The organism is Micromonospora sicca, from assembly GCF_003172935.1.
Lineage (GTDB): Bacteria > Actinomycetota > Actinomycetes > Mycobacteriales > Micromonosporaceae > Micromonospora > Micromonospora sicca.
Genome location: NZ_QGKS01000272.1, coordinates 1 through 12,002 on the forward strand (window position 1 = coordinate 1; position 12,002 = coordinate 12,002).

At 69.9% G+C, this 12,002-nt stretch carries 6 protein-coding genes and 3 pseudogenes; 5 read left to right on the forward strand and 4 right to left on the reverse strand.

All coding sequences use genetic code 11. The features are described from left to right. A pseudogene (locus tag DKT69_RS21805) lies at positions 1 to 393 on the forward strand (aspartate aminotransferase family protein); the annotation flags it as partial. Positions 394 to 450: 57 nt separating this feature from the next. Here DKT69_RS21805 and DKT69_RS21810 read toward each other — a convergent pair. Next, on the reverse strand, positions 451 to 2,385 hold the full coding sequence (locus DKT69_RS21810; protein ID WP_109803378.1) for a Na+/H+ antiporter NhaA: 1,935 nt from the start codon (positions 2,383 to 2,385) through the stop codon (positions 451 to 453). Between the two features lie 472 nt (positions 2,386 to 2,857). Here DKT69_RS21810 and DKT69_RS21815 point away from each other — a divergent pair, with 472 nt between their 5' ends. The 4 genes from DKT69_RS21815 to DKT69_RS21830 all read left to right on the forward strand — a co-directional run bounded on the left by DKT69_RS21815 (position 2,858) and on the right by DKT69_RS21830 (position 9,476). Beyond that, positions 2,858 to 5,284 carry a M14 family metallopeptidase gene (locus DKT69_RS21815; RefSeq protein WP_109803379.1) on the forward strand — a complete coding sequence of 809 codons (2,427 nt, stop codon included), beginning with the start codon at positions 2,858 to 2,860 and terminating at the stop codon, positions 5,282 to 5,284. Positions 5,285 to 5,691: 407 nt separating this feature from the next. Then, positions 5,692 to 6,681, forward strand: a complete 990-nt coding sequence (locus DKT69_RS21820) for a 3-keto-alpha-glucoside-1,2-lyase-like domain-containing protein (RefSeq protein WP_201749783.1) — start codon at positions 5,692 to 5,694, stop codon at positions 6,679 to 6,681. Between the two features lie 304 nt (positions 6,682 to 6,985). Then, the gene (locus DKT69_RS21825; RefSeq protein WP_109803380.1) at positions 6,986 to 7,999 is read left to right on the forward strand and encodes an ArsR/SmtB family transcription factor; all 1,014 of its coding nucleotides are present in this window, start codon (positions 6,986 to 6,988) and stop codon (positions 7,997 to 7,999) included. Between the two features lie 346 nt (positions 8,000 to 8,345). Further along, the gene (locus DKT69_RS21830) at positions 8,346 to 9,476 is read left to right on the forward strand and encodes an epoxide hydrolase family protein (RefSeq protein ID WP_238452683.1); all 1,131 of its coding nucleotides are present in this window, start codon (positions 8,346 to 8,348) and stop codon (positions 9,474 to 9,476) included. Between the two features lie 115 nt (positions 9,477 to 9,591). Here the strand turns inward: DKT69_RS21830 and DKT69_RS40005 are convergent. The 3 genes and pseudogenes from DKT69_RS40005 to DKT69_RS21845 form a co-directional block, all read right to left on the reverse strand. Next, positions 9,592 to 9,738: pseudogene (locus DKT69_RS40005) on the reverse strand (IS481 family transposase); the annotation flags it as partial. Positions 9,739 to 9,757: 19 nt separating this feature from the next. After that, positions 9,758 to 11,101, reverse strand: a complete 1,344-nt coding sequence (locus DKT69_RS21840) for an IS701 family transposase (RefSeq protein WP_438361853.1) — start codon at positions 11,099 to 11,101, stop codon at positions 9,758 to 9,760. 143 nt (positions 11,102 to 11,244) lie between these two features. Next, positions 11,245 to 11,914: pseudogene (locus DKT69_RS21845) on the reverse strand (DDE-type integrase/transposase/recombinase); the annotation flags it as partial. Positions 11,915 to 12,002 lie beyond the last annotated feature (88 nt).

Below are 12,002 nucleotides of genomic sequence, written 5' to 3' on the forward strand. Positions count from 1 at the left end.
CTCGCGGGGAACGCGCTGTCGGTCGCCGCCGCGCGAGCCACGCTGGAGCACGTGCTCACCGACTCCGCGTTCACGCAGATGACGGCGCTCGCGACCCGGTTCACCGACGCGGTCACCAAGGTCATCGAGGCCCATGACCTGCCGTGGTCGATCAGCCAGCTCGGCGCGCGGGCGGAGTACCGGTTCGTGCGCCCGGCCCCCCGCGACGGGACCTCCTCGGCCCGAGCGGCCGACGCCGAGCTGGAGGACTACCTGCACCTGTACCTCGCAAACCGCGGCGTGCTGCTCACTCCGTTCCACAACATGGCGCTGATGTCGCCCGCGACGAGTGCCGCGGACGTCGACCGTCACTCCGTGGTGTTCGCGGCGGCGGTCGCCGAGCTGCTGGCGTGAACCCGGTGAGCGGTGAGCCAAGCACCTGCCGCACGGCAGGGGCCCGCTGCTCGGCGTTCAACTCTCCGGTCCGCCCTCGCGGCGGTGCCCGGGATCCCGACGGTACGCGGGGCGAAGCTTCGCGCTGGCGAACGCCGCCTTCACCGCGGCCGAGAGCGCGGCGATGTCGTACGCGCCGTGGTGGCGCCGGCCGTTGATGAAGAAGGTCGGGGTTCCGGTGACGCCGCTGAGGTCGGCGGAGTCGATGTCCTCGGCGATCCGGTCGGCGCCCTTGAGCTCGGCGAGGTGCTCCCGGAATCGGTCGAGGTCCAGGCCGAGCCGTTCTGCGTAGCTGAGCACATCGGTGGGCTTGAGTGCGTCCTGGTGCGCGAGAAGCAGGTCGTGCATCTCCCAGAACGCGCTCTGCTCGCCCGCCGCCTCGGCGGCCTCGGCGGCGAGTTGGGCATGCGGGTGGACGTCGGTGAGCGGCAGGTGCCGCCAGACGTACCGGATGTTCGCGAAGTCGGTCAGCAGTTCCCGGACCACCGGCTCGGCCTGCCCGCAGTAGGGGCATTCGAAGTCGCCGTACTCCACGACCGTCACCGGCGCTTCCCGCGGCCCGCGCACGTGGTCGCGCTCCGGATCGACCGGAACCATCAGGTCGACGATCCCCTCGGCGGCACCCAGCAGCGCGCGGGCCCGCCGCGCCGGTGAGAGCCGGGCGGCGGAACGGAACACCAGCCCGGTGACGACGGACGAACCAACCGTCGCGACGAGGATGCCGAGCTTCGCCTCCTCCAGGGTCGGGCCGCTCACCGCGTGGGTGGCGATCAGGAGGGCGACGGTGAACCCGATGCCGGAGACCGTGCCCACCCCGGCGACGGCGACCCAGCCGACCGGCGGCCGGAACCGGTTGCGGCTGAGCCGGGTTACCAGCCACGAGGTGGCCACGATCCCGGCCGGCTTGCCGACCACGTACCCCACCACGATGCCAAGCGTGACCGGGGAGGTGACGGCCCTGGCCAGGAGCTCGCCGTCGATCACGATCCCGACGTTCGCCAGCGCGAAGAGCGGCACGACCACGTAGCTGGCCCACGGGTGGTAGAGGAGCTGCAACCGCTCGTTCGGCGACAGCGCTGAGGCGAGCCCGGCCCGGGCCGAACGGGCGAGCTGCGGGGTGGGCTGTTCCCGGAAGAGGCGGAAAAGGTCGCTCGCCCGCTGCAGTTCGGTGCGGCCGGGGGCATAGGCGTAGGTGAGCAGACCCATCACCAGGCCCACCGCGACCGGGTCGACACCGGACTCCGAGACCGCGAGCCAGGCCGCCAACCCCAACAGCGCGTAGACCGGCCCGTACCGCACGCCGTACGCCCGGATGAGCAGGACGACGCCGAAGATTCCAGCCGCGGCAAGCAGCGCCGTCGCCGAGGGATGTTCCGGGTAGGCGATCGCCAGCACCGCGATCGCGACTACGTCGTCGACGACGGAGACCGTCAGCAGGAAACCCCGCAACCGATCCGAGAAGCGCGGCCCGAAGACGGCCAGTGCGCCGAGCGCGAGCGCGGTGTCCGTGGCCATCACCGCGCCCCAGCCCGCGGCCGTGGTGCGCCCGGCGTTGAACGCGAGGTAGATCGCGATCGGCAGGAGTACGCCGCCGAGCCCGGCCAGCATCGGCAACGTCAGCCGACGCCGCTCCCGCAGCTCTCCGATGTCGAAGTCGCGGCGCAGCTCCAGCCCGGCGACCAGGAAGAAGAACGTCATGAGGCCGCTGTTGACCCAGGTACGCAGGTCGTGTGACACGCGCCAGTCGCCGAGCTGGACGGAGAAGGAGGTGCTCCAGAGCGACTCGTACGACCTCAGGTGGAGGTTGGCCCAGACGAGCGCGACCACCGCGGCGACCAGCACCACCCGTGCGCTGCCGGTCTCGGTGTGCAGGAACGAGCGCAGCGGGGCGTTGAACCGGCCGACCCAGGCGGTCCGGCCGGACCATCCCCGGTGGGGGTTGTGACTCGTCACGTGGACGATCCTCCTCGACCTGCTCGCCACCTGGTTCGGATTCCGGCACACGGTAACCGGCTGAGACGGGACCGGGTGAGTGATCCGCAGCGCTCGCTCCCCGGGTCGCCTGCACCGCCACTGGAACGCGGGACCCGGCGCATCCCGTGGACTGCTACTGCACCAACGGCGGCCCACCAGGGGATTGACAGATCACTTTCGGCACGCTGAGGATTGGGTCAGTCCACTGACCGTCACCGGAACAGCCTCTCGTTCACCAGATCGGCACCCGCTGTCCGCAGGTCGGCGATGCGGGCAGCTCGGTCCGCCGCAGCCGGACACCACCACCTTCCCTCTCCCCGTGTCGTGGGCGCTGCCGACCCCGCAGCGACCACACGCGACCAACCAGAGCGGAACCGCGTACCCCGGGCGGGACCCTCGGCACGTCAACCGGCCATCCATGCCGAGAAAACCGAGATGGGTGGACATGACAATGCATGATCCCCTAGGTCCACGGTGGCGACGCCGCCTTCCCGTCCCGGCCGCGCTGGCCGCCGCCGCGGCCGTCGTGCTGCTGGTCAGCCCGGCCGCGGCGATCGTGCCGCAGGCGGCTCCACCCGCTGCCGACCTCGGCCGTGTCGCCGACGAGGAGGCAAGCGTCGTCGAGGTGCTGCTCGCCGACACCGCGCAGCTCGACGCACTCGTCGCCACCGGCGTCGACCTCGACCACGACGTCGCACGGACGGAGAACGGCGTGGTCGCGCACGCCGTGATCACACCCAACGAGGCCGCGGCACTGGCCGCCGCCGGGTTCACCCTGGGCGGGGTCGTGCACCGCCCCGGCGACGCGCGGGCCCGCGTCGCCGAACGGGAGGCGACCATCGCGGAGCACGTCGCGGAGAACCGGGAGTTCTCCACGGCGGCAACGGCAGCGGACGTCTCCGACATCAAGATCATCCGCGCCGACTACTACACCTCGGGGACCAGCCAGGTCCTGTCCGTGGAGGCGAAGTGGGCGCAGGGTCAGACGGCCAGCAACACCCTCGTCGTCGAGCGGGACAGCGGCCCGGGCACCGAGATCGGCTCCGGCGGGACGCAGGCCATCTCCCGCTTCGTCGACGCCGGCGTCTACCTCTACCTCCGCGGCGCCTCGCTGGTGACGAGCCGCCCCGACTACGTCCGGATCACCAGCCCCACCGGCGACGTCGCTGTGGCCAAGGTGCAGGAGTGGCTGCCCATTCCGGACACCAACCCGGAGGGCCCGGGGTACCAGAAGGACTTCGTCACCAGCTACCTGACGCCCACCGAGCTGTACGGGCGGATCCTTCAGCTCGCCGCCGCGTTCCCGGACCTGGCCGAGATCGTCGAACTGCCGTACCGGACCAACGGCTACCGGCGCCACGCGCAGGCGGTGTTCGGCACCGCCAACGCCAGCCGCGTCGCGGTCGACTCCCTGGCCTGGGGGCACCAGGGCGGCAACGACATCTCCGTCGAGCTGGTCAACCCCGGCGCCGCCAACGCCGCGTTGTCGGTGACCGTGGCCGGCAAGGTCATCCGGGTGAACCTGGCCACCGACGCCGCCGGCGCGGTGACCAGCACGGCAGCCCAGGTCGTCGCGGCCCTCAACGCCGGCGCCGGGTCGCTGGTCCGGGCGTACACCTATCGGGGGAGCGCGGGCACCGGCGTGGTCGCGCCGGCACCGCGGACGTCGCTCAGCGACGGCCTCAGCGCGCCGGCCAGCGTCTCCCGCGATCCGCAGCCGGTGTACGCCATCCGAATCGGCAAGCAGCGCGACGGGTCGAAGCCGGGCGTGCTCGCCTACGCGCAGGAACACGCCCGGGAATGGGTGCCGCCGCTGGTCGCCATCGAGACCGCCGAGCGGCTGCTGCGCAACTACGCGCACGACGGGCAGACCAAGCAGCTGCTGAACAACCTCGACATCTGGATCGCGCCGTCGGTCAACCCCGACGGTGGCCACTACTCCTTCTACGACTTCAACTCCCAGCGCAAGAACATGACCAACCACTGCCCGCTCACCGGAGCCGCCGACTACCTCGGCCGCAATTCGTGGGGCGTGGACAACAACCGCAACTACACCGAGTACAGCCTCTTCGACGGCTACTCCGGTGCGTCCGCGAGCTGCACCAGCGGCACGTACGCCGGGCCGAGCGAACTGTCCGAACCGGAGAACAGGAACCTCGACTGGCTGGCTGCCCGACCGAACATCGCGTTCTCCATGAACCTGCACTCGTCGGGCAACTACTTCATGTGGTCACCCGGCGCGTACGCCCTGCCCGACCGGATCTCGGCGCCGCGCCCGACGCTCGCCCAGGAGTCGGCGTTCTGGGGCGCCTCGTCGCGGATCCTGACCGCGATCAAGCGACACCGGAACATGGCGGTCACCCCGGCGCGGACCGGCCCGATCTCCGACGTGCTCTACTCGGCGGCGGGCAACTCCGGCGACATGCTCTGGTACAAGTACGGCATCTACGCCTGGAACTTCGAGGTCGGCACCGAGTTCCAGCCGGAGTGGGACGAGGCGCACGCCGAGACGATGGAGTTCGCCAACGGCCTGGTAGAGCTCATGCGGGTGGCGCGGGACTTCGACCGGGACCACACCCGGCCGGAGAGCAGCCTGTCGGTCACCCCGAGCTCGACGCCGGGGATGGTGAACGTGAGCTTCGGCGTCACCGAGCCGGCGGCGCTCTTCTACACCGTCGACGGCAGCGCACCCACGTACTCGTCGATGCTCTACGGCTCGGCGGGCATCCGCGAGGGCGGGGAGATGCTGACCCTGCCGGTGGGCACGGAGATCCACTGGTTCTCGGTGGACTCGGCGGGCAACGTCGAGAACAACTACCTCGCCGACGGCGGGGCCAGGAACTACCGCAAGGGTCAGGTGGTCCTACCGACGGGCTGATCAGCGACGGTACGGTCGACGGCCGCGGCGCTGTCCGGCGTCGCGGCCGCCGGCTGGGCAGCGGCTCGACGATGGAGCTGGGCCCGGACCAGGTTGGGCCAGCCGCCCGGGGTCGGGTGCGGTGCAGGTACTCCTCGTGGAACTCGGACCCGTGCAGGTGTTCGGGCTGCAGATCCTGGATGCCGTCGAGCAGCCCCGGGTACACGCCCCCCTGATGGAAGCTCACCGACGCCAGCACGAGCCGGCCGACCCGGGGCGCGTGGTCGGTGCCGAGACGCAGCGCCACCGTCGCGCCCTGGTGCGGTTTTGTCGGCGCGTAGTACCCGCTCCCCGCCGTTCTCGTCCGCCGGCGGCGAGAGCTGTGGAACACTGAGGCCTGGTACACGCTCAATGAGATCCCGGGCCGGGTGGTGCAGCCGCAAACCTTCTTCGAGGCCGAGGAGGGCCGTACGGCCGCCGTCGGCATGGCGACCGACCACGCCGCCTACTCCGGCGCCGGCTTCGCCGCCGGGTTCGCCCAGGAGGGCTCGTCGACCAGACTCCCCGTCGATGTCCGCGAGGCCGGGACGTACGACCTGGCGATGCGCTACAGCAACGGCCCGAATCCCTACTCCGGCGAGAAGCAGCTGAGCCTGTACGTCAACGGTGAACGGGTCGAGCAGACGGTCTTCCCCTCCACCGTGACCTGGGAAGAGTGGGGCACCGTCACCACCACCGCACACTTGAACAAGGGTCGCAACGTGGTCGAGTACCGCAAGGAGGCTGCGGACTCCGGGCACGTGAACCTGGACGTGCTCGCCGTCCGGCCGCACGGCAAACGCATCACGCTGTTCAACGGTGGCGCGCTCACCGAGTGGCAGCACAGCGACGGGCGCGAACCGGAGTGGGCGATCGCCGACGGCGCCATGACGGTGCGCAACGGGGACCTGCGCACGGTGCAGGCCTTCGGCGACTTCCGGCTGCACGTGGAGTTCAACCTGCCGCTGTACCCGCCGGACGTGACCGGCCAGGCGCGCGCCAACAGTGGGGTGTACCTGCAGGACCGCTACGAGATCCAGGTGCTGGACTCCTTCGGCGTCGGCCCGCCGCAGACCAACGACGCCGCGGCCATCTACACCCAGAAGGCCCCCGACGTGAACGCGGCGCTGCCGCCGCAGACCTGGCAGACGTACGACATCGTCTACCGGCAGGCCCGCTACGACGCATCCGGGAACAAGGTCGACAACCCCCGCGTCACCGTGGTGTGGAACGGCGTCAGGGTGCACGACGACGTCGAGATCCTCGGCCCGACTGGCGACAGCCGGCCCGAGGGCCCGGCGACGGGTGCCATCCGACTTCAGGACCACGGCAATCCGGTCCAGTACCGCAACATCTGGATCGAGCCGCTGGACCGGTAGCTTCGCCAGCGGTCAGAACGTGGACGGCCGGGTACCGGTTCGTCAGCCCGGCCGTCCGCAGCAGAGCCTCGGCCCCACTGAGCAGGGCACGCAGGTGCCGACTTGAGCGCCGTCCTCCTCAGCGAGGTGAGTGTCGGGTGAGCGCTCACCACGAATGGTTCAGGCCAGCTCGCGGTCCAGTGCGCTGGGGGAGAGGGCATGCTGGACGACCGTCGCCGCGGCGCCGATGACGCCCGCGTTCGCCCCGGCCCGTGAGGTGGTCAAGGGCGAAGGTTCAGCGTCCGCGACTGCGTAGGATGGCGGGGTGATCCGGCTCCGGATGGGTCTGGCTGATGTGGCGAGGATGCGGTTTGCGTTATCGCCTCTCGCCGAGGTGATTGAGAGCCTGTACCAATTGTCGTCGGGGCGGGTGTCGCCGCTGCACCAGGGCTGGTTGGAGGCGACGCGGGACGGCCTGCGTGGTGTGGACATGGCGCTGCTGGGCGCGGTGGTGCCTGCGAGCGCGTACGTGGCGGATTTCCTGTTCGTGGCGGCCACCGACGCCGGCACCATCGACGACCAGCTGCGGTTGGTTGCCGAGTCGCCCGTGGCGGGAATCCGTGCCGACCTGGCGGCGGTGTGGGGTCGGGAGCCGATGCCGGCGCCGGCACGGGCGTTGGCTTCCGAAGGGGCGGCTGGTGCTCGGCGGTTGGCCGACGCGCTGTGGCGGTACTGGTCGGTGGCGATCGAGCCGCACTGGCGGGAGCTACGCGCGGTGCTGGAGGATGACGTCGCGTATCGGGCTGGCCGGCTGACCGGCGGTGGTGTCGATGCGCTGTTGTCGAGCTTGCACCCGGAGGTCAGCGTGCGGGGTGAGATCCTGCGGATCGACATGCCCCGGCACTCGGTGGACCATGACCTGGCCGGTGACGGACTCGTGCTGGTGCCGTCGGTGTTCGCGTGGCCGAACCTGGTGGTGGACAAGGGCCCCGATCGACCCGCGAGCCTCATCTATGCCTGCCGAGGAGTCGGCACGATGTGGGGAGGCGACTCCCGAGACGCCGACTACGCCGACGACGCGCTGGGTGCGCTGCTGGGTCACAGCCGCGCGGCGATCCTCAGCTGTCTGGCGCTGCCGAAGTCGACCACCGACCTCGCCCGTGAGCTCGGTCAAAGCGCGCCGTCGGTCAGCTTCCACCTGTCGGTGCTGCGCCGCAATGGCTTGGTGACGTCGTGGCGTTCCGGGCGCCGGGTGTTGTACCGGCACACGCCGCTGGCCAGCGGACTGCTCGGGGCTAGTGGTTCGGGGTTCGAGCGGGACTGTCCGGATCCCGCGTGAGGTTCCGACGGCGACGCTGGATTCCAGCGCCATCGAATCGTTGGTGACCTCCTAGGAGGCCTGCGACCGTGAGCGGACGCACGCATTCGACGCGCTACGGTGCCCGGTTGATTCGCAACCTGGCGTTCATCACGACCACCGCCGCAAGCGTCGAATGTCGTCGATCATTCGGACAGGGAAGGCAGGAATCGTGCGGAACGAAGACACTCGTGGCCTGACTCGTCGCGGGGCCCTGCGGGCGGCCGTCACGGTCGGCGCCGTCGCAGGCCCCTTCGGGTTGGCGGGAACAACGACCTCGCCGGCGTTTGCCGAGCCCGGGGTGACGTTGCCGGCGGCCACAACGGACGTGACACCGTTCCGGCTGTCGGTGTCGGACACCACGCTGCGCGATCTGCAGCGGCGGTTGGCGGCGGCCCGGCTGCCGGAGCGGGAACCCGTTCCCGACGGGTCCCAGGGCGTGCCGCTGGAGCGGGTACGCGGCCTGGTCGAGCACTGGCGGACGCGGTATGACTGGCGTCAGGTCGAGGCGCGGCTGAACGGGTTCGGCCAGTTCCGCACCCAGATCGACGGGATGGGAATCCATTTTCTGCACGTACGTTCCCGGCACGCCAACGCCGTACCGGTGGTGTTGACCCATGGCTGGCCGGGTTCGGTGGTGGAGTTCCTCGACGTGATCGGGCCGTTGACGGATCCCACGGCCTTCGGCGGGAGCGCTGTGGACGCGTTCCATGTCGTGGTGCCGTCCCTACCGGGCTTCGGATTCTCCGACAAGCCGGCCACGGCCGGGTGGAACATCCAGCGCATCGCGGGAGCCTGGGCGGAACTCATGTCCCGTCTCGGCTACCGTCGCTGGCTCGCTCAGGGCGGCGACCTGGGCGGCTCCGTGACGCACGAACTCGCCAAGCTCGGGCCCGCCGGACTCGCCGGGATCCACCTCAACTTCTTCCCCGTATTCCAGCCCCCGATCAGCGACCCGCCCACGCCGGAGGAGCAGGAGGCGCTGGACAAGCTGCAGCGGTTCTTCAACGACGGCGCCGGCTTCATCTACGAGCAGTCCACGCGCCCCCAGACGGTGGGGTATGCGTTGACCGACTCCCCGGTGGGGCAGGCGGCGTGGATCTACGAGAAGTTCATGGAGTGGACCGACAGCGACGGCAATCCCGAACGGGTCCTCGGCGTCGACCGGATGCTCGACGACATCATGCTGTACTGGCTGCCTGGCACCGCGGCCTCCTCGGCGCGAATCTATTGGGAGGACGCGCGGGCCACTGGCACAGCCGACGACTTCAAGGTCCCGGTCGGATTCACGGTCTTTCCCCGCGAGATCATCCCAACTCCGAGAATCTGGGCCGAACGCGTCTACAAGTCCAAGCTCATCTACTTCAACACGGTCCCCCGTGGTGGCCATTTCGCCGCGTTTGAACAACCAGAAATTCTTGCCGAGGAGCTGCGGAGGTTCGCTCGCTTGGTCCGTTGACCCTGTGCCGTGCCATAACTGGTCGCAGGGGTTGTGAACTGCGGTGTTGTCTGGTGGTGGACGATCGGGTGATGGTGTTTCGGCTGCTGCACCTGATCATGATGTAGGTGTTTGGCTAGGTGTATTGCCCAGCACCGTTGTTGATGCGGCTGATGGGTGGTTGGCCGCCGGGTGAGGTGTGGCTGCGGTGGTGATTGTAGGTGTGTAGCCAGGTCGGTAGGGCGTCGGCGCGGTGCCGGTTGCTGGTGAACGGTTGGGCGTAGTACGGCAGCCGCCAATTGCTAGCTGACCAGGGCGTAGTCGCGGTTCAGTCGTGTGCGTTGGTGGAACCAGCGTGCGCGAGCCTGGTGACGGCGTCGCCAGGTGAGCCAGCGGGTGGCATGGTCGGGCGGCATCGGATGGTGAAGGGCGTCGGCGAGTAGCCGCTTGACCTCGTGCACGGTCAGTGGGATCAGTCCGGGCTCGGGCGGTGGTGGCTGGTCGGGTGTGCTCGGGGGCGGGGCTTGGCTGTCGGTACGGTCCCGCAGGTGGGCGGCGGTGACCGCGCAGACGGCGAGGGCGGCCATGACCAGGACGGTGTGCCGGGCGATCGCGGTGTAGAGGCGGGCCTGGCACTGATCCAGGCCGAAGTAGTCCTTGCCGAACTCGAAGCACTCCTCGACCGGCCAGCGCAGTCCGGCGGCGCGGATCAGCCTCGTCTTGGTCACGGGTTGCCCCTCCGGCACGTGGCAGTAGTGGAAGGCCAGCTCGCCGGTGCTCAGGTGACGGCGCACGAGCAGGTGATGCCGCGGTGAGGCGGTGGCGATCCACGCCCAGGCGTACCAGCGTTGTCCCTTTGACCCGGTACCGGCCGAGCGGAGCTCCCACCGGCGTGTGTCCGCGGCCAGCAGCGTGACGGCCTGAGCGCAGGTCAGCCTGTCTCCCGAGGGCAGGTCGATCATGAAGGTGGAGGCGACCCGCAGCACGTACGCCTGCCCGCGAGTCTCGAAGAACTCCCGCAACGGTGTGCAGTTGCCGTACACCTCGTCGCCGCAGACGACGTCGAACACCAGCCCGTCGGCGTACGCGTCCGCGCAGACGTCCATGGCCAACTGACCCTTGGTGCGAAACTGCATCCCAGGCGGCAACCCCATACCCGCAGCCGTGCGCGGGTCGGCGAGGTGCTCGGCCGGGATCCACTGACGCGCCCCGACCAACGCGTGTCCCGTCCGCTCCCGCACATACGACAGGTGCACCGTGTTGATCCCGTTCGCGACCCGACCCGCGCACCCCATGTACTGCCGTTTCACCCCACACGTGACCCGGCCCTGCTTGGCCTGGCCCGTCTCGTCCAACGCACCGACCACCAACCCACGCCGCCGCCGGCGCGTGGCCGCCGCATCCAGACCCCCGGCCACGAACCGCCGGATGTGACTCATCGCGGCCGTCGTATCCCACACCGCCCGATTCAACAACCGCTGCGTGCGGTCCGGCGTGGCGTCCCCAACCTGCTCAGCGATGCTCCACCCGTTGCGCTTCGGCACCCAACTGACCAGCGCCGAGATGTACCGGCCCGCGTGCTGCCACGTCTGCGTCCGCACGAAACACGACCGCAGCTCCTCCAACAGCTCGGCCCGTGCCCGCACCGCGCGCCTGGCCGCTACCCTGGCAGCAGCAGCCGCCTTCGATCTTGTAGTCCTCACAAACACATGATCGACAGGCGGCTGCGTCCACTTCGCACACCCCCACCGCATCCCGACAGGTCAGACCACCAATGGCGGCTGCCGTAGTAGGCCCATTCGTCGCACAGGGTCCGGTTGAAGCGTTCGGCTTTGCCGTTGGTCTGGGGCCGGTAGCGGCGGGTGAAGCGGGCGTGGGTGCCAAGGGCGGCCAGGGCGTCGCGCCAGGCGCCTGCGCGGCGGTAGGCCCAGGCGTTGTCGGTGATGATCTGTTCGATGCGGCTGATGCCGTGGGCGGCGAAGTGATCGGCGGCGCGGCGCAGGAAGCCGGCACAGGTGTCGGCTTTCTCGTCGGGGTGGATTTCGGCGTAGGCGAGGCGGGTGTGGTCGTCGATGGCGCGGTGGACGTAGTCGAAGCCGACGCGGGTGCCGTAGTGGGCGCGGCGGTGTTCCAGGCTGTCGCGGCCGTGCACGCGCCAGCCACCGCCGTCACGCAGGCGGCCCGGTTTCTTGACGTCGACGTGGACGAGTTCGCCGGGTCGATCGCGTTCGTAGCGGCGAACTGGCTGGCCGGTGGGCCGGTCCAGCCAGGCCAGGCGGTGCAGGCGGTGCCGGGTGAGCACGGCGTGCACGGTCGGAGCGGGAACGCCCAACAGCGGGGCGAGGCGGCGCGGGGGCGAGCTTGCGGTCCTGGCGTAGCTGGCAGATCGCCGCTTCAATCGTTGCAGGGGTCTTGCCGGGCAGCCGGCGGGCGACGCTGGGCCGGTCGCGTAGACCGGCCAAGGTCGTTCGGCTCGCTCGCGTTCCTGAAATCGTCAGACCGTCCGGATCTTCCGCTTTGAGGGCGTTTGACAGGCGCGTTGAACGG

Coding starts and splice junctions, on each gene's coding strand:
- DKT69_RS21815 (WP_109803379.1), top strand. CDS start 2,858: ATGCATGATCCCCTAGGTCCACGGTGGCGACGCCGCCTTCCCGTCCCG.